General features: G+C 68.5%; 18 protein-coding genes. 10 read left to right on the forward strand and 8 right to left on the reverse strand.

All coding sequences use genetic code 11. The features are described 5' to 3' along the window. Nucleotides 1-56 precede the first annotated feature (56 nt). Both OH802_RS10620 and OH802_RS10625 read right to left on the reverse strand, forming a co-directional pair. On the reverse strand, nt 57-1,532 hold the full coding sequence (locus OH802_RS10620) for a hypothetical protein (RefSeq protein WP_406027663.1): 1,476 nt from the start codon (nt 1,530-1,532) through the stop codon (nt 57-59). Further along, complete coding sequence (locus OH802_RS10625; RefSeq protein WP_406027665.1) at nt 1,529-2,515, reverse strand: hydroxyacid dehydrogenase; 987 nt, start codon at nt 2,513-2,515, stop codon at nt 1,529-1,531. Before OH802_RS10625 ends, OH802_RS10620 begins: the two co-directional genes overlap by 4 nt. 214 nt (nt 2,516-2,729) lie before the next feature. On the opposite strand from OH802_RS10625, the gene OH802_RS10630 reads away from it, so the two are divergent. The 3 genes from OH802_RS10630 to OH802_RS10640 are packed head-to-tail and all read left to right on the forward strand — an operon-like array spanning nt 2,730 to nt 5,875. After that, on the forward strand, nt 2,730-3,989 hold the full coding sequence (locus tag OH802_RS10630; RefSeq protein WP_406027667.1) for an ABC transporter substrate-binding protein: 1,260 nt from the start codon (nt 2,730-2,732) through the stop codon (nt 3,987-3,989). A gap of 39 nt (nt 3,990-4,028) precedes the next feature. After that, nucleotides 4,029-5,006, forward strand: coding sequence for a carbohydrate ABC transporter permease (locus tag OH802_RS10635; protein ID WP_406027669.1), 978 nt, complete (start codon nt 4,029-4,031; stop codon nt 5,004-5,006). Further along, a complete protein-coding gene (locus OH802_RS10640; RefSeq protein ID WP_406027671.1) occupies nt 5,003-5,875 on the forward strand; it encodes a carbohydrate ABC transporter permease in 873 nt (290 codons plus the stop codon). Before OH802_RS10635 ends, OH802_RS10640 begins: the two co-directional genes overlap by 4 nt. A gap of 35 nt (nt 5,876-5,910) precedes the next feature. On the opposite strand, the gene OH802_RS10645 is transcribed toward OH802_RS10640, so the two are convergent. Continuing rightward, complete coding sequence (locus OH802_RS10645; RefSeq protein WP_406027673.1) at nt 5,911-6,675, reverse strand: FadR/GntR family transcriptional regulator; 765 nt, start codon at nt 6,673-6,675, stop codon at nt 5,911-5,913. Between the two features lie 233 nt (nt 6,676-6,908). Between OH802_RS10645 and OH802_RS10650 the strand changes: the two genes are divergently transcribed. After that, nucleotides 6,909-8,801 (forward strand): right-handed parallel beta-helix repeat-containing protein, encoded by a 1,893-nt coding sequence (locus tag OH802_RS10650; protein WP_406027675.1) that lies wholly within the window; start codon nt 6,909-6,911, stop codon nt 8,799-8,801. A gap of 60 nt (nt 8,802-8,861) precedes the next feature. On the opposite strand, the gene OH802_RS10655 is transcribed toward OH802_RS10650, so the two are convergent. After that, complete coding sequence (locus tag OH802_RS10655) at nt 8,862-9,629, reverse strand: hypothetical protein (protein WP_406027677.1); 768 nt, start codon at nt 9,627-9,629, stop codon at nt 8,862-8,864. 14 nt (nt 9,630-9,643) lie between these two features. Then, a complete protein-coding gene (locus OH802_RS10660) occupies nt 9,644-9,976 on the reverse strand; it encodes a hypothetical protein (protein WP_406027679.1) in 333 nt (110 codons plus the stop codon). Between the two features lie 79 nt (nt 9,977-10,055). On the opposite strand from OH802_RS10660, the gene OH802_RS10665 reads away from it, so the two are divergent. The 5 genes from OH802_RS10665 (at nt 10,056) to OH802_RS10685 (ending at nt 13,870) form a co-directional block, all read left to right on the forward strand. Further along, nucleotides 10,056-10,733: a response regulator transcription factor gene (locus tag OH802_RS10665; protein WP_406027681.1), complete on the forward strand. Its 678-nt coding sequence runs from the start codon at nt 10,056-10,058 to the stop codon at nt 10,731-10,733. Then, nucleotides 10,730-12,076: an ATP-binding protein gene (locus tag OH802_RS10670; RefSeq protein ID WP_406027683.1), complete on the forward strand. Its 1,347-nt coding sequence runs from the start codon at nt 10,730-10,732 to the stop codon at nt 12,074-12,076. Before OH802_RS10665 ends, OH802_RS10670 begins: the two co-directional genes overlap by 4 nt. Nucleotides 12,077-12,178: 102 nt before the next feature. Continuing rightward, complete coding sequence (locus tag OH802_RS10675; protein ID WP_406027685.1) at nt 12,179-12,652, forward strand: nucleotidyltransferase domain-containing protein; 474 nt, start codon at nt 12,179-12,181, stop codon at nt 12,650-12,652. Beyond that, nucleotides 12,652-13,011: a DUF86 domain-containing protein gene (locus tag OH802_RS10680; protein WP_406027687.1), complete on the forward strand. Its 360-nt coding sequence runs from the start codon at nt 12,652-12,654 to the stop codon at nt 13,009-13,011. The genes OH802_RS10675 and OH802_RS10680 overlap by 1 nt, the downstream gene beginning before the upstream one ends. Nucleotides 13,012-13,099: 88 nt before the next feature. Next, entirely contained in the window at nt 13,100-13,870 is a 771-nt protein-coding gene (locus tag OH802_RS10685) for an enoyl-CoA hydratase/isomerase family protein (protein ID WP_406027689.1), read from the forward strand. Nucleotides 13,871-13,901: 31 nt separating this feature from the next. On the opposite strand, the gene OH802_RS10690 is transcribed toward OH802_RS10685, so the two are convergent. Then, entirely contained in the window at nt 13,902-14,486 is a 585-nt protein-coding gene (locus OH802_RS10690; RefSeq protein ID WP_406027691.1) for a hypothetical protein, read from the reverse strand. A 64-nt stretch (nt 14,487-14,550) separates the two neighbouring features. Here OH802_RS10690 and OH802_RS10695 point away from each other — a divergent pair, with 64 nt between their 5' ends. Further along, nucleotides 14,551-15,000 (forward strand): MarR family winged helix-turn-helix transcriptional regulator, encoded by a 450-nt coding sequence (locus OH802_RS10695; RefSeq protein WP_406027693.1) that lies wholly within the window; start codon nt 14,551-14,553, stop codon nt 14,998-15,000. A gap of 8 nt (nt 15,001-15,008) precedes the next feature. Here OH802_RS10695 and OH802_RS10700 read toward each other — a convergent pair whose 3' ends face one another. After that, on the reverse strand, nt 15,009-17,225 hold the full coding sequence (locus OH802_RS10700) for an MBL fold metallo-hydrolase (protein WP_406027695.1): 2,217 nt from the start codon (nt 17,223-17,225) through the stop codon (nt 15,009-15,011). A 641-nt stretch (nt 17,226-17,866) separates the two neighbouring features. After that, nucleotides 17,867-19,141 carry a DUF222 domain-containing protein gene (locus OH802_RS10705; RefSeq protein WP_406027697.1) on the reverse strand — a complete coding sequence of 425 codons (1,275 nt, stop codon included), beginning with the start codon at nt 19,139-19,141 and terminating at the stop codon, nt 17,867-17,869. Nucleotides 19,142-19,185: the final 44 nt, after the last annotated feature.

Genomic DNA, 19,185 nt, shown 5'->3' on the forward strand with positions numbered 1-19,185 from the left:
ATGGCGGGCGGTGACCGAGCACAGCCCGGGGCGCAGCAGGGGGACCGCCGGCGTGCTCAGAGCGCGCCCCGGTAGGTCGTGCCCAGCATGGAGACGTCGGTGGGGCGATCGGAGGTGTCCACGCGACGCATGCCGTCGTTGGTCTCGAGGAAGAGTGGCGCCTCGGGGTAGCGCAGCTCGTCGTCGAGTGGCTCCTTGTCGGTCCACGCGAAGAAGTCGCGCCCGAACACCGCCCGGTCCTTGCGGCCGTAGAGGTGGAGGTCGCCGGCGGTCAGCGGGCTGCGGATGCACCAGTGCACGCCGTGCTCGGCCCATACGGCCCGGTTGGTCATCAGCACCGATTGGCGCTCGTCGGGTGTGAGCACCGTCGTCCAGAAGTCCGGGCCCGGGTCCTCGACGTCGTCGGCGAGGAACACCAGGTCGTGGGCGTGCCACGCGGTGCTCGGGGCGACGTCGGCCTCGGTGCCCCAGTGGGTCGCCGAGGCGAAGTAGCCGGCCGGGGCCTGATAGTGCGCGTACGTCGCGCGGCAACGCGCCATGAACTCCTCGAGCTCGGCGTCGGGGCGCACCCGGCACACCTCACGGATGCCGTGCAGCGACAGTCCCATGCCCGCGATCAGCATGGGAGTGTCGCTCTTCAGGGTCGTGCTGGGCGCGACGTACCAGTAGCGGTGGAAGCGGGTCTGGCCGTCAGCGTCGGTCCACGCCGAGCGGGCGACGTGGCGGCACAGCCGGACCGCCTCGTCGAGGTAGCGCTCCTCACCCAGGCGCAGGTGGCCGAGCAGCAGCGGCATGATCATCAGGCCGTAGTACTCCGCGGGCTCGAGGATCCCGCCGGCGACCCGATCCTCGGCCTGGCGCCAGGTGCCCGAGGAGTCGGCGTCCGGGACTCCGGGCTCGTGGTGGCGGGCGATGAGGAGGTCGAGGTCCTCGCCGATCTCGGCCAGGCCGCTGTCGTCGCCGGTCACCTCGGAGAGCAGCAGCTTGACCCACACCCGGGCGTACTCCTGGTTGCAGGTGCCGTCCTCGGCCGGGCGGCCGCCGCCGAAGGAGTGGAGGGCGACCAGGTTGCGGCGCACGACGTCGACGATGCGGTCGACCTCGGCGTCGTCGAGCAGGTGCCGGGCGTGCTTGAGCCCGAGGAGCAGACCGATGCTGCCGGTGGCGTTGTGGATCAGGCCGGTCGTGGCCGACTCCCCGACCTGGAAGCCGACGTGCTTGTACTGGTCGTCGTCCTGCAGAGCGCTGCTCTGGAAGCGCATCATCCGGCGCCACACCTCGGCGGCTCGGTCATCGGGCTGTGCGGCGAGGAGCTGTGCGACGGCGCCCAGCGCCGGCGCTGAGAAGGCGGCGTGGCCGCTGGTCCAGTCGAGGAAGGTCGCGGGGTTCGTGCCCCACACGCTGTGGTTGTGGAAGCCGTTGATCGCCCCTTCGTCGGTGACCCAGGTCAGGAACCAGCGGGTGAGGTGGGCGAGGTCGGGCGCAGGGGTGGGGGTCGTCACGTCGGTCTCCGGTTTCAAGGTGTGGGTCATGCGCTGGTGGCCAGGCTGGTGGGGTCGACCGGGCGCAGAGGTGGCCGGCCCTCGATGAGGGCACGCACCTCGTCGACGGCGCCGCGACCCAGGCGGTGCAGCTCACCGCCCTGCGAGCCGGCGATGTGCGGGGTCAGAGTGACGTTGGGGAGGCTCCACATCGGATCCTCAGCGGGCAGCGGCTCGGGCTCGGTCACGTCGAGAACCGCGCGCAGCCGGCCCGACACCACCTCGGCACGGAGCGCGTCGTGGTCGACGATCCCTCCCCGAGCCGTGTTGATCAGCGTCGCGCCGTCGCCCATGAGCCCGAGCAGGCGGGCGTCGACGAGGTGCCGGGTCTGCGGCAGCAGCGGGGCGTGGAGAGAGACGACGCGCGAGCGTGCGAAGAGCTGGTCGAGGTCCACGAGCTCGGCGCCCAGCTCGGCGGCGCGCGTCGCGTCGATCGTGGGGTCGCTGACCAGGACGGTGAGGTCGAACGGGGCGAGCAGCTCGATCAGTGCCCGGCCCGTGGCCGAGGCGCCCAGCACGCCGATGGTCGTGCCGTACGCACCGTCGATGGTGTCGTCGACGGTGAGATCGGGAGCCACCCGCTCGGCGCGGAACCGCTCGGTCAGCGGCAGGACCGACTTCACCGCCCACAGCACCGCGGCCAGGGCGTACTCGGCGACCGGGCGGGCGTTGGGCTCCACGCCGCAGGTGACCCGGAGGCCACGCTCCCAGGCTGCCGGGGCGAGGAAGTACTTCACCGAGCTGGCGGCATGGACGACGGCGCGCAGCCGTGGCATCCGGGCGAGCGCCGACGCGTCGATGGTCGGCGTGCCCCAGGCGGTGATGAGCACCTCCACCCCGGCGGCACGTGGGTCGTCGTAGGACGTCAGCACCCGGTCGGCATCGATGTCGACGAGCTCGCCCAGCTCGGCCAGGAGGGGTGCATCGAAGAACCGATGCTGAAGATGGGGAGTCATCGCAAAAGCGGCGCGCACGAGGCGGATCCTCTCGGTCGTCGAGGCTGTCGGGCCGTTTCGGAAACGGCGAGATCTGGGCTTGCCCATTTAAACATAAGATGTGTTATCTTCGTCACGTTGGCGCCCGGGATAGCGCTTTCCTCACTCCGGTGGTCGGCAGTCCGAATCGCCAGAGTCCACGCGAACAACCTCCGTCGGATGAAGATCGACGGACGACGAAACGGAGATTCCTGTGGAGACACGACGCTTGTGGAGGACGGGTGCTGTCGCAGCGGTTCTGCTTCCCCTGATCGCGACCGCGGCCTGTGGAGGCAACGGCGCCGCCAGCGACGACAGCAAGGAGGTGCGGGTGCTGGTCAACCTGACCGACAACCTCACCAAGGACTTCTGGAACGATCTGGTGAAGCCCTTCGAGGACGAGACCGGCATCGACGTCAAGATCGAGGGCCCGACCGGCACCAACGTGAGCGAGACCTTCAGCTCCCAGCTCGCGGCAGGCACCGCCCCCGACGTGGTGCAGTCGATCTTCCCGGACGACCAGATCGCTCCTGAGGTGCTCGACCTCTCCGACGAGAGCTGGGTCGAGGACACGCCGATGGTCGACACCTACGCCATCGACGGCAAGCGACTGGTCGCCGGTGTCGGCTCCCAGGCGCAGTCGCTCGTCTACTACAACAAGACGGCCTTCGAGAAGGCCGGCGTCAAGGCCACGCCGCAGACCTGGGACGAGTTCGACGCCGCGCTCGGCAAGCTCGCTGACGCCGGCTACACCCCGCTGCAGACCGCGGGCCAGTGGGAGACCGGCCTCCAGCTCCAGCAGCTGTGGCACCCCACCCTCAACACCGAGCAGCCCGAGTGGCAGTCGGCCGTCGCCGACGGGAAGCTGACCCTCGGCGACGCCTTCGAGCCGATGTTCGAGCACTACGCCACCTGGCTGGGCGACGGCTACATCAAGAAGACCGATGTCGGCCTCGACCCGACCACGGCCGACGCCAACTTCATGGACGGCAAGGTCGGCATGTACCCCCTCGGGAGCTGGCTCGTCGCCAGCCTGGACAACGCGGGCGAGCTTCCGTTCGAGGTGGGTGTCTTCTCTCCGCCGGTGGACGACGGCATGGCCTACCCCGGCCCGCAGGGCGCCACCATGGCCAGCCCCTACATGGTCTACGCCGGTAGCGAGCGCTCCGACGAAGCCCTCCAGCTCGTCGAGTATCTGGTGACCGACCAGGCCGCGATCGAGAGCCAGCTGACCGCCGACGGCGTGTTCCGTGCCGGAGCCTCCGTCGAGCAGTCCCCGGTCGCGACGGAGATCCAGGCGATCATCGATGAGGCACCCGAGCTGGTGGCGGTGGGCGAGGGCGCGGGCGACATCCGCCTGCCCATCGTGGGCCTCAACGACAAGTTCACCGAGATCGTGCAGAGCCTCTACACCGGAACCAGCCCCGAGGACGCCGCGAAGGCGCTCGACGACTGGGCCGAGCAGAATGGCTGACCCCTCGGGGCCACGACGAGGAGAACGATGATGGCTCTCATGAGCGCCAGCAACACCGACAGCCCTCCCGCGGCAGCGGACCTGCCGCGGGAGGGAGGAGCCCGGCCTCGCCGGCCGATCGGCCGGTCATCCGGTTCCCGTCCGCGCACCTCGCGGTGGGTGGAGGCCTCGATGGTGCTGCCCGCGTTGGTGGTCTTCGTCGGCCTCCTCGTCGTGCCCGTCGGGTACGCCGTCTACTACAGCTTCACCGACTACAACGGCTTCCCGACACAGACCCCGGAGATCGTCGGCCTCGACAACTACGTCAGGCTCTTCGCGTCCGCTGATGTCCGAGGTTCCATGGTCGTGACCGCGATCGTCGCGGTCGCGGGGTCGATGGTGATCAACGCCGCGGCACTGGGCCTGGCCCTCCTGCTGTGGCGCACCACCCGATTCACCGCGTTCGCCCGGGTGGTCATGTTCTACCCTCACGTGCTCAGCCTGATCGTGGTCGGCTTCCTCTGGTCGGCGATCCTGGGCCCGCAGGGCGCCGTCAACTCGTTGCTGGAGAGCGTCGGGAGCAGCCCGCTCCCGTTCCTCAGCGACGAGACCTGGGCGCTCGCCACCCTGATCCTCGTCATCGCCTGGGCGCAGTTCGGCGTCCAGCTGCTCATCTATCTCGCCGGGCTCCAGGCCGTGCCCGCCGAGCTCTTGGAGGCCTCGCGCATGGACGGTGCCAATCGCTGGCAGACCTTCCGCCACGTCACCTGGCCGGCTCTCGCGCCCTCGGTGACGGTGGCCCTGATCACCTCGATGATCTCGCTGATCAAGACCTACGACGTCGTCGTCTCCCTGACCGGCGGTGGGCCGGCAGGCTCCACCAAGACCTTCGCCTACCAGATCCTCGCCGTGGAGTTCCCCAAGCGGCAGGTCGGGCTGGCCTCGGCTGAGGCCGTGGTCCTCATCCTGGTGGCTGCGATCCTCGCGTTCGGCGTGCTCGCGCTGCGACGCCGTCACGACCAGGGGGTCCAGGGATGAGCGCCCTTCGAGCACTGACGGGTCGCCGGAGCCTGTCCGGCGAGCGTCGTACGCCGGCCTGGTACGCCGCGGTCACAGCGCTGTGCCTGTTCATGCTGGTGCCGATGTACCTCTTGGTCGTCAACGCGTTCAAGGACCAGCGCGACATCGTCAGCAGGCCCTTCTCGCTCTCGCCCGGCCAGTTCACGCTCGAGCATCTCGTCGCGGCCTGGAACAACCCGGACTTCGACATCGCGTTCGGGTACGCCGTGACCATCGGGTTGGTCATCTGCGTCAACATCGTCTCCATCGGCGTGTGCGCACCCGCGGCGTACGTCATCGCGCGCTCGCCGCGCCCGGTGTTCGGTGCGGCGCTGCTGTTCTTCATCTCGGGCATGTTCATCCCGACCCAGGTGATCCTCGTGCCGGTGATCTTCGTGCTGCGGGCGCTCGGGCTGATGTCGACGTTCCCCGGGCTCGTGCTCTTCATGGCCTCGGCGACGGTGCCGTTCACGATCTTCGTCTTCACCGGGTTCATCCGGATGCTGCCCGCCTCGCTCGACGAGGCGGCGGCGATCGACGGCGCCGGTCCCTACCGGACGCTGTGGACGATCATCCTGCCGCTCATGAAGCCGATCGTGGCGACCGTGTTCATCCTGAACACGTTGAGCGTGTGGAACGACTTCGCCAGCCCGCAGCTCATCCTGGGGCCCGGCTCGGGCCTCTACACGGTCACCACCGGTGTCTACGCCTCGGTGGGGGAGTACTCCGCCGACTACACGCAGGTGTTTCCCACTCTGCTGCTCGCCGTGCTGCCCATCCTGGTGATCTTCGTGCTCACGCAGCGCTGGGTGATGAGCGGCCTGGCCGCCGGAGCGGTCAAGGGGTGAGGCGTGGGCGGCCAGGTGGCCGCCCATGCACGGGCTCAGCCTTCGCGTTTGCCGGCCTCGGGCAGCGGCAGCCTGCGGCGGCGCCACGCCTCGAGGATGTGGTTGTTCATCGCGTCCTGCGCCCGCACCGAGTCGCCCTCGGAGATCGCGGCGTGCACGGCCTCGTGCTCACGCAGGGTCACCGCGAAGGCATCGGGCGTGTCGACCCCGTGGTAGCGCGAGCTCTCCAGTGCGTGGTCCATGAGCGTACGAGCGATGTTGCCGGCGAGCCGATTGCGGGAGAGCTCCATGACGGTCTCGTGGAAGGCCACGTCGGCGGCGCGGAAGACATCTTCGTCGGCGGTGCTCTCCCGCATCCGCTGCATCGCCTGGTCGAGCTCGGCGACCTGCTCGTCCGATCGCCGCTGGGCGGCCTCTGCCGCCATCACCGACTCGAGCTGGGCACGGACGACACTGAGCTCGTCGAGGATGCCCAGCGTCTCGTCGTGCTTGATCAAGGCGGAGAGGACCACTCGGTCCATCGTGTTCCACGCCGTCATCGGGCGCACCTCGGTGCCACGCCCGCGCGCGATCGTGACGAGACCCTTCTCCTCGATGCGCTTCACGGACTCGCGGACGACAGTGCGGCTCACGCCGAACTGCTCGCTGAGCGGTCCTTCGGGCGGCAGCGCGTCGCCCGGAGCCAGGCGCCCGGAGACGATCGCGTCGACGAGCTCGTCGACGACGACCACGCCGAGCATCGGCTGCCGGTCACGCGGCTGGGAGAGGACCGTGGTGGTCCGGGAAAGCGGTTGCGGCATAACCGGAAGTGTAGGACATCGTACGTCGCCGCGACGCTGATCTGCCCGTGCGGCGTGGACCCATGCGCGGCATCTCATCATCCAAGCAGCTCTTGACACGTCATATGTATGACATCACCCTAGTTGCGTGGCGTATGTCACACGGAGCTCGTCTCGGAGGCCGCACGGCCACCCTCGGGTGGTCCTTCTGCCTCGCGCCGGGCGCTCCGCCCCCATAGAGAAGGGAACGGACCATGCAGCAACCAATGACGCGCCGCCTGGGCGCGTTGGCCGCGGCGGCCGTCGTAGCGGTCACCGGCTTCGCGGTCACCACACAGACCGCCGACGCGGCGGGAGGAAAGTGCAAGGCCCTCTGGGTCTCGCCCGACGGCAGCGACGAGGCCGCCGGGTCGGAGAGTGCGCCGTTCGCGACCCTGGAGCGTGCCCGCGACCAGATCCGCGACAAGAAGCTCAATGCCCAGATGGGTTGCGACGTCACGGTCAACGTCCGGGCCGGCGAGTACCAGGTGGACTCCACGCTCGAGCTCGACGACCGCGACAGCGGCAGCAACGGCCACGACGTGGTCTACCGGTCGGTGGACGGGCCGGGTAAGGCGGTTCTGACCGGCGCGAAGGAGCTGACCGGGTGGGAGCCGTTCCGCGACGGGATCTACAAGACCAAGGTCGAGCCGGGGCAGCGGTTCTACACGCTGTTCGAGGACGGTGCGCGAGCCGAGGTCGCCCGCTATCCCAACCGCGGGTCGGAGGACTCGCACGGGCCGTACCTCTTCTCCAAGCTCGGCGAGCCCGAGAAGGAGGCTGTGCGGCAGTGGCTGTACTGGGAGGAAGGTGACTGGGACCCGGCGTGGGACGACACCCCGACCAGCAACCCCTTGGCCAACGCCCAGGTGACCGTGTGGTCCGGTGGCTCCTGGAGCTGGTTCACCGACACCGTGCCGCTCGGTGGGGCCGACTACCGCAAGGGCTTCACCACGCTGAAGTACTGGACCCGCTACGCGCTGGTCAACAGCGGTGGCGGATCGCGCTACTTCATCCAGAACGCTCTCCCGTTCCTCGACCAGGCGGGTGAGTACTACTTCGACTACGCCAACAACGAGGTCTACTACAAGCCGAAGGGCGACATCAGCAAGGTGCGGATCATGGCGCCGACGGTGAAGAAGCTGATCGACGTGAAGGGTGCGACGCCGGAGCGGCGCGCACACGACATCACCTTCGACGGGATCGGGCTGCAGCACAGCGACTTCGTCGACTGGTACCGCGCGGGGTGGATCTCGGCGGGCGACTCGGGTGAGCCCCATAAGTACCCCGAGTACGACCGGCAGATCGAGATGCCGCGCAACCGGTTCGGCGCGATCACGCTGGAGAACACCAAGGACGTCACGCTGACCAACCTGCATGTCTCCGACACCGGGTTCATGGGTGTGTACGCCCTGTTCGCCAACGAGGGACTGAAGGTCACCAACAGCCTGTTCGAGAACATCGGCGCGGACGCGATCAAGATCGAGGGTGGTTGGCCTGGCGAGGGCGACCTGAGCCACGGGCACACGATCTCCAACGTGTTCATCGACCACATCGGCGAGCTGGTGCCCGGCGACGCTTCCGGGATCGAGCTGATGGGCACCGGTGACAACCTGATCGAGAACGTCTTCGTCAACCACTCCGCGCGGTACGGAATCAGCCTGGAGTCGCGTCCGGAGGTCATCGACGGCGAGCAGTACACCGACAACAACACCTTCCGCTACATCGAGATCCAGAACGCCGGCCTGGACTCGGGTGACATGGGCGCGTTCTACACGTACGGCGTGGCCAACCAGGATCCGCACCCCGTCAAGAACAAGGTGGAGCAGATGGTGATCGGTGACGTACTGACCGACCCGGTCGGGGAGATGCCCGACTCCGGCACGCGCGGCATCCACATGGACGCCGGCGGCTGCGGGTTCTCCTTCGCCAACATCGAGGTCGGAGAGACCACCGACCAGTCCTACCAGTCCTATCAGTGCAACGAGGTCACCAACGGCAACTGGAACGACGGGTTCGACGCCTCGAAGATGGAGTACGACAAGATCGGCATCACTTCGGAGTTCCCCTACGACGTGGCCGCCCAGATCGAGGCGGCCCGCTCCTAGGGACCCGTCCTGCGACGGCTGCCAGACCCTGACCTTCCCCTGCATCCAGGCAGGGGAAGGTCAGTACGTCTCGCCCAGCTGTGCTTGGCCGGCGCGGCGAGCGTCCGCGGGGGAGACGTGCGTGACCGAGAGGAGCTCTTCGCGGCCGCCGGCCTCCTTGTCGATCGTGAGGACCAGTCCGACGTCTCGGGCGTAGTACTTGTGCTCCAGCACGTCGGGTTCGAGCGGGGTCGTGTCGGCGGTCTTCACCAGGTCGTCGTACTCACCGGCAACGACGGTGGCCCGTTGGCCGAGGTCGAGGACCTCGCCGTTGTCCTCGGCCTCACCGGCGTAGTACTCCTGCCGGTAGGTCATGCCGACCTCGGGTGAGGCGGGCATGATGACTCCGGGTTGCGCGGCGTCCACGCCGGCCTCGAAGGACCCTCCGCGAGTGGTGATCGTGCCGTCCTCGAACTCGGCGGTGTCCTCGCCGAGGTACCAGACCGTGCCGGCCTGGTCCTGGGCGTACCAGTCGAGGGTGTCCTCGATGATCTCGCCGTCGAGGGTCACGGTGTCGCGTACGACTCGGGCGGTGACGCCGTTGGCGATCTCGCGGGTCATCGAGGTAGCGGTGACGACCACCTCGACGATCTCGCCGTCCTCGGTGGTCTCGCGGTAGGTCCAGCGGGTTCCCGGGTCGAGCGGGAACCAGGGGTTCGTGACCTCGGCGGTGAACTCGGCGGGGTCGAGATCCACCGACTCGTCGGACTGTGGGAGCGCCTCGCCCCGCGCGCCGCAGCCGGTGGCCACCAGGAGGCAGCAGATCAGGGCGACGGAGAGGCGAGGCATCGTACGACCTCGGGTCAGTCGTCCGAGTGGGAGTCGTCGTCACCCTCGGTGCCGACGACCTGGAAGTCCTCGTCGAGCTGGACGTCGACCTGGGTGCCGTCGTCGAGGGTCACCTCGACCTCGTACTTGCTCTCCTCGTCGTCGATCTCGGTCCCGGTGACCTTGCCGCCGCCGGTCTCGACAAGTGCTGCCTGCGAAGCCTGGTCGAGGTCGGAGGCGGGGATGGGGCGCTCCTGCGTGTCGTCGTCGGCGGACAGAGCGCGCGCCGCGCCGACCGTTCCGGCCGTGACCACGGCCGCGCCGGCGATGACGATGGCGATGCGTTTGCGGTTCAGGTTCGGTTTCATGTCTTCGACGCTACGGCGGTTGGATGAGGAGCCGATGAGGCTCTCATCCGGCACTCATCTGCGCGCCTAGCATGAGCACGTGCGGGTGCTGCTGGTCGAGGACGAGGAGAAGCTCGCCGCGCTCGTCGCCCGTGGGCTGACCGAGCGCGGCGGCGTCGTCGACTCCGTCACCACCGGCACGCAGGCGCTCGCCTCGGCGCGCGAGGGCGAGTACGACGTGATGCTGCTGGACGTCATGCTGCCCGACATCGACGGGTTCGAGGTCTGTCGCCGGCTGCGCGCGGCGCGGGTGTGGACCCCGATCCTGATGCTGACCGCGCGCACGGCGGTGGTGGATCGCATCGCGGGTCTGGACAGCGGTGCCGACGACTATCTGGCCAAGCCGTTCGCCTTCCAGGAGCTGCTGGCCCGGATGCGCGCTCTCGCCCGACGTGGTCCGGTGCCGAGGCCCGCGGTGCTGGAGGCCGCAGGACTGCGCATGGATCCGGCAGCGAGGCGGGTCTGGCGCGGGCCGACGGAGCTGTCGCTCTCCACCAGAGAGCTCATCCTTCTGGAGGCCCTCATGCGCCGGCCCGACCAGGTGCTCACCCGCGAGAAGCTGCTCGCGCTGGCGTGGGGCGACCACCCCGACGTCACCTCCAACGTCGTCGACGTCTATGTGCGCTACCTGCGCGCGAAGATCGACCGGCCCTTCGGGATGAGCACCCTGCAGACCGTACGAGGCGTGGGCTACCGCCTCACCGCGGAGACGTCGTGAGGGGCTGGCCACCGTCGCGGTGGCCGCTGCGTACCCGGGTCGCGCTCGCCTTCCTGGCAGCGACAGCGATCGCCGTCACCGGCCTCGGCGTCCTGGTCCAGCTGCGGGTGAGCGACGCGCTGGAGGACCGCCTGCGGGACTCGGTGGGGGCCGAGGCGGACCGGCTCGAGTCGGGCTCGGGGCGCGACCGGCTGGAAGCCGTCTCGGCCCTCGGTGGCGAGGTCCATGCCCAGATCCTCACCGAGCGGGGCGACGTACGGGCGTCTTCGAGGCTCGTCGCGGACCCACTTCTCGACGCTGCGGAACTCCGGGGATCCGGCAGGAGCGGCTGGCTCGAGAGGACCGTCACGGTCCTCGACGACGACGCCGCGGCCGCGGGGAAACCGGATCCGGAACAGGAGAGACTCGTTCTCCTGGTCAAGCCGGTCGAGGAGGGGTTCCTGGTCGTCGGTACGTCGCGCGAGGACGCCGACGAGGCTCTCGCCACGCTGCGCAACCAGCTGCTGATCGCCGGGCCGCTCGCGCTGGCCGTGGCCGGCGGCCTCGGGTACGTCGTCGCCGGCGCGGGACTGCGACCGATCGAGCGGATGCGCGCCCGCGCGGCCACGATCTCCGCGCGCAGTGCCGGAGAGCGCCTCCCGGTCCCCGAGGCCGACGACGAGCTTCGCCGGCTCGCGCTCACCCTGAACGCCATGATCGGGCGCCTCGACGATGGCCTGCAGCGCGAGCGCAGGTTCGTCGCCGATGCAAGTCACGACCTGCGTACGCCGCTGGCGCTGATGCGCACCGAGGTCGAGCTGGCGCTGGCAGGGCAGCGGACCCCCGAGGAGCTGAGGCAGGCCCTGCACTCCGTCGACGACGAGGTGTGTCGGCTGATCGCCCTGGCCGAGGATCTCCTCGACCGAGCCGGTTCCGGGGATCCGTCGTTGCCGATCGACTCGCGTCCGGTCGACTTGGTGGACCTGGCCGCGCGCGTCGTGGAGAGGTTCAAGGCGTCCGCCGACCCGCGGGACATCGCGTTGACGGCGCCGCGACCTGTCGAGATCCGCGGTGACGCCACACACCTCGACCGGGCGCTGTCGAACCTCGTCGACAACGCGATCCGGCACGGCGCGGGGGACATCGAAGTCGCTGTGAGCGCAGCGCCCGGCACGGCGGCCATCACGGTCTCCGACGAAGGTGACGGCTTCCCGATGGACATCTCGTCGCGATCCGGAGACTCCGGCCTCGGGCTGAGGATCGTCCGTGAGATAGCCCGGGCACACGGCGGCTCGGTCGACGTCGATCGCATCGGTGACCGCACCCGTGTACGTCTGGTGCTTGCGTCGCCGCAGGATCACTAGCGGGCATCGGTCAGGGCAGCTCAGACTCCGGCCCTTTCGACGGAGGTCATCGTCACGGACGGCTGACCCCTGCGAACCCTCGAGCGATGATAAGGTTTCCTTATGACCATGGTGGCTGCGTACCGCCAAGCGCGACATGACGAAGAGGTCGCGCGGCTTCGACGTGTGCTTGCGCTGCGGGCGATGGTGGCGTCGGGCATGAGCCAGCGGGAGATCGCCGCCGAGCTCGGGGTGAGTCAGCCGGCGGTCAGTCAGCAGTTGAAGGTGGCGCAGGACCTGGCGCGGCTACATCCTGAAGCTCTGGTCGAGGCTGCTGGGCCGGTGATCCGGAGTGTCGCCGAGGATGCGGGCTACCGCAGACTCGCGGTCTTCGGATCGGTCGCTCGTGGCGACGCACGGTTCGACTCCGACATCGACCTGGTTGTCGAGGCGCCCGAAGGAACGTCGTCATTCGGGTTCATCCGGTTCAAGAGGGTGCTCGAGCAGATCCTCGGCCGGGAGATCGACCTCGTCGACTACGGCGGTCTGAAGCCGCGGCTTGATGACGACATCCGACGTGATGCGGTTCTGCTCTGATGGACCTCAAGGGCGCCAAGGAACTGCTGCACATTCAGGCTTGGCTGGTGCGGACCGACGAGATCGTGCGGCGAGGCAAGGATGCATATCTCGCCGACGCGCTTCTTCAGGAAGCTGGAGACTCGCTCATGATGAAGCTCGGTGAGGCTGCGAACCGGCTCTCCCGGCTGGGTGTCTTGGCGCCCGACGGCGTGGAATGGGCGCTCGCCGTTGCGAATCGAAACTTCATCATCCATCAGTACGACGAGATCAACCGCGAGCTCACCTGGTTGACGCTCGCGAGCGACCTGCCGGCGTGGGGCGCCTCGCTACAACGGCTCTTTGACGAGGCGGCGGCAATGCTCCCGCCGGACGCATAGGCACTGCCGTCTCCACGCCAACGTAGGGGTCCTCTAGGTTTGTGACGCGTCGCGCGACGTACTCCTGCCCGAAGGGAACGGCGAAGCCATGAACATGAACGAACCAGGTGTGGATCTGAGCATCGACGGTGTGGTGGCGACCGTGCTGCTGGACCGTCCCGACGTACGCAATGCCCAGCATCCAGCGATGTGGGCGGCGATCGCGGGGTTCCTCGAGTCACTTCCGGCTGAGGTGCGGGTCGTGGTGGTGCGTGGGGCGGGCGGCACGTTCTCCGCGGGGCTGGATCTGTCGCTGGTCGACCCGGGGCAGACCGAGGTGGCGGGGAGCCTGGTCTCGACGCTGGCGCGGAGCGACCAGGAGGTCATCGACCTGATCGGGGAGTATCAGCGGCCGTTCGCGGCGCTGGCGGACCCGAGGTTCATCTCGATCGCAGTCGTCGACGGGTACGCGATCGGGGCCGGTTTCCAGATGGCGCTGGCCTGCGACCTGCGGATCATGGCCGACGACGCCTGGGTCTGCATGAAGGAGCCTGCGCTGGGGCTGGTTCCCGACCTGGCCGGCACCAAGCCTCTGGTCGAGACCGTGGGCTATTCGCGAGCGCTCGAGATCTGTGCGACCGCACGCAAGGTGGGTGCTGAGGAGGCCGGGCGGATCGGTCTCGCGCAGAGCGTCGTGCCGGCGGCCGAGCTGGACTCCACGCTCGCCGGCCTGGTCGGGTCGCTCGTCGCCCACGATGCGACCGCGGTGCGGCGTACGCACGAGCTCTTGGCGGCTGCGTCGAGCCGGAGCCTCGACGAGCAGCGTCTCGCCGAGCGCACCGCCCAGGTGGGCCGGCTCCGCGCCGTGCTCGGGCGCTGAGCCCGCGCCGCGCGCCGGCCGGAGCGGCCGCCTACGACACCGGCTGTCCGTGGTCGACGAAGTCGATGCCGAGGGCCAGCTGGCGCAGCCGGGTGCCGAACAAGGCGGCCGCCAGGCAGATGACGAGGTACATCGAGACGGCCTGGGTCGCGTAGTTGGGGTAGTGGAGCACCCAGATCACGTGGTCCTCGGGTGAGGCCGGGTCTGCCCAGATGTAGGGCATCATCCAGGCGATGAAGCCGCCGGTCAGCTGGGACGCGACGAAGATCAGCAGGGCCTCGCCGGCGCGGCCCCACCACTGGCGAGGCAGCTCGCGACGGAGCGCGGGCCCGACCTTGCGTACGAGCGCCGGTCGCCATCCGGCGCCGGGCGCGACCCGGGCCGAGATTCGCGGCGCCACCGCGATCAGCAGGAACGACAGCACCAGAAACGCGGTGATGCCGAACGAGGTGATCCCCGGAACCAGGGCGACCCGGCTCCGCATGAGCCCAGGGGTCAGCAGCAGTGCGGCGAGCGGAGCTCCGACGAACAGTGTCGCGACGTAACAGCGGAGCAGGGCACCTGCGAACGTGAGGGAATCACTGGTCGTCCGGGGTGGCGAGAGCTCGATCTTCATGGCCAGAGACTAGCCTGTTATTTCACTAAGGTGAAACAAATTAGCGAGGACGGGAGGAGGCCGCATGTCGGAGGACGGCGACCGGCTCGGCTCCGAGCTGAGCCTTCGCGTGGTGATGTTCCACGAGGCCATCGCCCACCGGCTGGGCGTCAGCAACAGCGAGCACAAGATGCTCGATCTCGTGGCCCGCCATCCCGACGGCATCACCCCCGGCGAGCTCTCGGCCGCGACCGGCCTGAGCAATGCGGCCGTCACGAAGATCGTCGACAAGCTGGTCGCCGCTGACTACGTACGCCGTGAGCGCAGCTCCCGGGATCGCCGGTCGTTCCGGATCCACACCACGCCTCACTTCCAGCAGACCTCGCGCCCGACAGCGGCCGGGCTCGCTCGGCGGATCGAGGAGATGAACCAAGGCTTCGACCAGCAGGAGCTGGCCGCCATCGGACGCTGGATCACCGGTGTGATCGAGGCGCTCCGGATCGAGACCGAGCGACTGGAGTCCGGGGACGCCTGACTGGGGCGTCAGTCGGCCTCGAAGACGGGGGTGCCGTCGGTGGGGACGACGATGGCGCTGGCCGGGGTCAGGTCGACCCGGTAGGTGCCGCCGGCGCTGACCGTGGCGAGCACGGCCTCGGCCTCGGCGCGGCTGCCGAGGCGCTGCGTACGCAGGATCTCGGTGACCTCGGGCCGGATGGACTCGACGGGGCCGACGCCGGGGAGGAAGCCGCCGTAGGAGTCGAGGACGTCGAGCTCGAACTGGACGTACCAGCCGTCGGGGTCGTGCACGAAGCTGTCGATCTTGATGTTGATGCCGTCGGCCAGGAGCGGGATCAGCGGGTTGCGGTTCAGGGCGCGTTCGTAGCCGTGCTGCACCTGGCCGCCGTCGACCAGCCGGACGCGTACGTCCTGGGCGCCGTTCTCGCGGCCGGGCTTGAACGGACCGTAGGTCTCGATGCTCTGGTAGCCGGGCTGGCTGTCGGCGATGGCGTTGGTGGCGGTGGCGTACCTCTTCTCGAGATAGTTCACCCACTCACCGGGGACCATCGCGTCGAGCATCGTCAGCTGGCGGTCGCTGTTGGCCGGGTCGTTGTTGTAGGCCTTGAGGGCCTGGTAGATCTCGACGAGCGGGAACTGGTTGGCGTGCTGGCCGGTCACGTAGTCGGGCGCGACCCGCTGCTGGAGCCAGGCGAGGTTGTACGGGAACCCGAGCCGCTGCCAGCCGTTCGTCGGGGTCACGGTCTTGGAGCTCCAGCCGTAGCCACCCATGTAGCCGAACGTCAGCCGCTTGCCGTCGCGAGGGTTCTCGACCTCGAACACGAACGAGGCCGACCCGGGAGTGTGGCCGGGCGACCACAGCGGCATCAGACGTACGTTGCCGAAGTCCATCCACTCGTCGTAGACGAGGAAGTCGCTGCGCTCCCGGATCAGGGTCTCGGTCGCGGGCAGCGCCGGCGGGAGGTTCCAGGTGTTGCCGACGGTGTCCTGGCCGAGGCCGACGATGTCCTCGCGCGGGGAGTGGAGCCGGACGCTGCCGCCGGCGTTCTCGATCATCGTCACCAGCTCGACCGTGGAGCCGTAGTGGTCGCCGTGGCCGTGGGCCATGATGATGTCGTCGATGTCGCGCGGGTCGAAGCCCATGGCCTCGATGTTCTTCCAGTACTGGTAGCCGCTGTTGGGCCAGCCGGTGTCGAGCAGGACGAGCCGGTTGTCGCGCGCGCTCCGGGTGCCCATGTCGGTGTTGAACAGGTAGCAGGAGACCTCGTTGTCGCCGACGAAGTAGAAGGTGTCCGGCACGATCTCGAAGGGCTCGGTGCTGCGGGTGTAGGGCGCCGCGGTGACGCCCGTCGCGACGATGTCGACATAGCGCTGTCCCGAGACCGGGTCGACGCCCTTGTCGGTGAGCAGATCGCTCTGGGTGGGTACGTCCCAGACCGGCTTGCCGTCGGAGACGTCCTGCGGCGTGAAGTAGAAGATCTGGCGCACCCGGGCGTCGTCGGCGTCACGGAAGTCGCGGTCGAAGACGACGAACGCGGCCTGGCGTTCGGTCGTGCTGTAGGCGTAGTCCTTCGTCACCGGCACCGCGGCGAACGTCGAGGAGCGCGAGGCGGCCCAGTTGGCCGTGTCGACGCGGTAGACCTCGACGTCGGCGGCGACCCGATAGGTCTCCTCGTAGCGCTTGCTCGGCTTGGGGAGCGGGCGGCCGTCGATGTCTTCGGTCACCTCCCGTCCGTCGCCGATCGTGATCGTGCGGCCGCTCTTGGCGTAGACCCAGCCGGCGGCGACCATCGCACCCGGGCCGCCGTCGCGAGGTGCCAGCTCCGGGCCGTACTTCTGCGTCACGAAGACGGGCCTGGCCGACTTGGTCAGCACGGTGTGGAAGGGCTGGGTCTGGTCGTCGTCGACCACGACCTCGCCGCGCTTGACCACGAAGTCGACGAGCGCGCCCGGCGCGAGACCGGCCGCGATCTGCTCGGCTGCGCTCGGACGTACGCGCTGGGTCACCGCCAGCCGGGGACCGCCCTCGGCCAGCACCGGCACCTCGACGACCGCCTGGGTGCCCTGGTCGACGACCTTCGCGTCGCCGATGACGAATCCGACCGCCACCCCGTTGCGCTCGAGCCGCCGCTCGGGGACCGCGGCGTGCGCCGCCTGCTGGCTCCCCGCTCCGCTCGCTGCCAGCGCCCCGCCGCCGGCCACCGTCGCGCCGACCTTGAAGAGTGAACGACGATCGAACTCCATACCCATACGTACAGCCCCTGTCGCGATGGCTCCCGTGACCGGGGCCGCTTGAATCGCAGCCTAGGAAGGGCGCGGAATGCGCGTCCAAGCCCGTTTCGGACTGACGTGATGCGGCTTCGGTATGACGACGGTCACTCTCGGCTTGTTGGCAAGCACCGTGATCGAGCTTTGTTGAACCCTGGTTTGGTTCCGGGAGGGCGCGCGGAGGTGACCGCGGCTTCGTTTCAGGGTTCGCCGCCGACCCTTGGTTCGATTGTTTCTCGATCACGCACCGCGTCAAGGACGGCCTTCGGCCGCCGGCTTCGCCGGTCGCCTGCGGCGATCCTTGACCCGGCACGTGATCGAGAAAGATTTGGCCTGTATCGGGTCGGCGGCGAGGGTGTGGTGCAGCGGTTTCAGTTGGGTGCGGGTTGGCATGCCTTGGTTGGTGTTTGGGGGACGCTGAAGGTCTCGGCTGTGTGCCCACAAGCCGAAGCCCCACATGCCCGAACTCTTCCCCACCCACAGGGACGTTCCCCACGTTCCGGAGCAGGGGGAACCTCTATACGGGTGGGGAAGTCGCCACACCGGTGGGGAAACACCTGCGGAAACGGGCCGGCGCGGCGATGACCCGACCGGGATGAATCAGAACCTTGGCCGAACTAGGGGCGGCGGGTGAACCGGAGGCTGCCATCCGGTAGCCGCTCATGGATGTAAGCCGGGTTGTGAGCCAGGCGGTGATGGTGGGGGCAGAGCAGGGCGCCATCTTTGAGGTTGGTCTTCCCGCCTTCGGCCCAGGGGTCGAGGTGGTGGGCGTCGCACCACTCCGGTGGCATGTCGCAGCCCTCGGCCTGGCAGCACTTCTGCTGCAACCGGAGCGCTTTGCGCTGGATCGGCTGGAAGAACCTGCTGCCACGACCAGCGTCGAGAACCTCAGCGTCACCACCGAGAACCCAGGGGATGATGGTCGCGTTGCACGCCATCCGACGGGCCTCGGCCGCGGAGATCGTGGTGCCGTTGGTCTCGTCGTAGCCCAACGTGGCGACACCGAGGTCCTTGCGGAGCTCCTCCAGGCTGATCACCACATTGATGGTGGTCGCATCACCACCGTGGCGAGGAAGCGCAGCGGGGTCGACGGTCTCCAACAGCCGGGCGAAGCCCTGGCCCATCAGCCGCTCCCACGGAGGCAGCGGGGCACCCTTGCCGACCAACTGCTGCTTGCGGGGCTGGGCATAGGCCTCGACCAGCCGTTTGAACCGCATCCCGATCGAGGTCGGCAACACACCCTCGAAGCCGACGGTGCCATCGTGGTTGTCCCACACCCGCAACGCGGTCTTCTGCTGCGCCCGCTCCTCCTCAGCAAGGAGTGCCTTGGCTTCGGCGTCCTCGAACCGGACCGGGTCGACCTCGGCCAGGATCCGTTTGCCGACGATGCGGAGTTCGTTGGCGGTCAGGCGACCGGCGTAGTCGACCAGGAGCTTCTCGGCCAACACCAGGTCATCGGCACTGGCGACGGGGTTGGTCTCGATCTTGTCGAGCGTCTTGGTGATCACCCGGGCCTTGTCCTGGGAGACGACACCCTCAGCGAGGCCGGCGGCGACGAGGTCGTACTTCGCGACACCGGTTGCGAGCTTGATCTGGGAGCGCGCCATGGCCTTGTCGACCAGCAGCTCGGCGCGCATCCACCCGGAGGCGTCTTTTGCGCCGGTCTCTTCGGCGATGTCGCCGGCAGATGCGAGCACCCGGAGTGTCACTGCGGCCATCCGTGCCTGGAGTTTCTCCAGTCGCTCCAGCGTGTCCTTCTTCTGCCCGGTGCGCCAGTAGGCGGGGTCGCGGGTCAGCAGCGTGTCGAGGGAGGATTCGATGGCGGCCAGTTCTGCGTCGATCGCATCGTCAGGGTCGGTTCCCCACGGGTTCGTGTCGCGTTCGAGACTCATCGCCATCCCTCCCTTCAAAGAGGTGTTGTGATGGGTTCGATTCT

The sequence above is a fragment of the Nocardioides sp. NBC_00850 genome, assembly GCF_045207335.1.
Taxonomy (GTDB): Bacteria; Actinomycetota; Actinomycetes; order Propionibacteriales; family Nocardioidaceae; genus Nocardioides.

Excerpts from the sequence above, each read along its gene's own strand:
- OH802_RS10620 (WP_406027663.1), bottom strand. The coding sequence starts at position 1,532 with ATGACCCACACCTTGAAACCGGAGACCGACGTGACGACCCCCACCCCT.
- OH802_RS10635 (WP_406027669.1), top strand. The coding sequence starts at position 4,029 with ATGAGCGCCAGCAACACCGACAGCCCTCCCGCGGCAGCGGACCTGCCG.
- OH802_RS10640 (WP_406027671.1), top strand. The coding sequence starts at position 5,003 with ATGAGCGCCCTTCGAGCACTGACGGGTCGCCGGAGCCTGTCCGGCGAG.
- OH802_RS10645 (WP_406027673.1), bottom strand. The coding sequence starts at position 6,675 with ATGCCGCAACCGCTTTCCCGGACCACCACGGTCCTCTCCCAGCCGCGT.
- OH802_RS10650 (WP_406027675.1), top strand. The coding sequence starts at position 6,909 with ATGCAGCAACCAATGACGCGCCGCCTGGGCGCGTTGGCCGCGGCGGCC.
- OH802_RS10655 (WP_406027677.1), bottom strand. The coding sequence starts at position 9,629 with ATGCCTCGCCTCTCCGTCGCCCTGATCTGCTGCCTCCTGGTGGCCACC.
- OH802_RS10660 (WP_406027679.1), bottom strand. The coding sequence starts at position 9,976 with ATGAAACCGAACCTGAACCGCAAACGCATCGCCATCGTCATCGCCGGC.
- OH802_RS10675 (WP_406027685.1), top strand. The coding sequence starts at position 12,179 with ATGACCATGGTGGCTGCGTACCGCCAAGCGCGACATGACGAAGAGGTC.
- OH802_RS10680 (WP_406027687.1), top strand. The coding sequence starts at position 12,652 with ATGGACCTCAAGGGCGCCAAGGAACTGCTGCACATTCAGGCTTGGCTG.
- OH802_RS10685 (WP_406027689.1), top strand. The coding sequence starts at position 13,100 with ATGAACATGAACGAACCAGGTGTGGATCTGAGCATCGACGGTGTGGTG.
- OH802_RS10690 (WP_406027691.1), bottom strand. The coding sequence starts at position 14,486 with ATGAAGATCGAGCTCTCGCCACCCCGGACGACCAGTGATTCCCTCACG.
- OH802_RS10695 (WP_406027693.1), top strand. The coding sequence starts at position 14,551 with ATGTCGGAGGACGGCGACCGGCTCGGCTCCGAGCTGAGCCTTCGCGTG.
- OH802_RS10700 (WP_406027695.1), bottom strand. The coding sequence starts at position 17,225 with ATGGAGTTCGATCGTCGTTCACTCTTCAAGGTCGGCGCGACGGTGGCC.
- OH802_RS10705 (WP_406027697.1), bottom strand. The coding sequence starts at position 19,141 with ATGAGTCTCGAACGCGACACGAACCCGTGGGGAACCGACCCTGACGAT.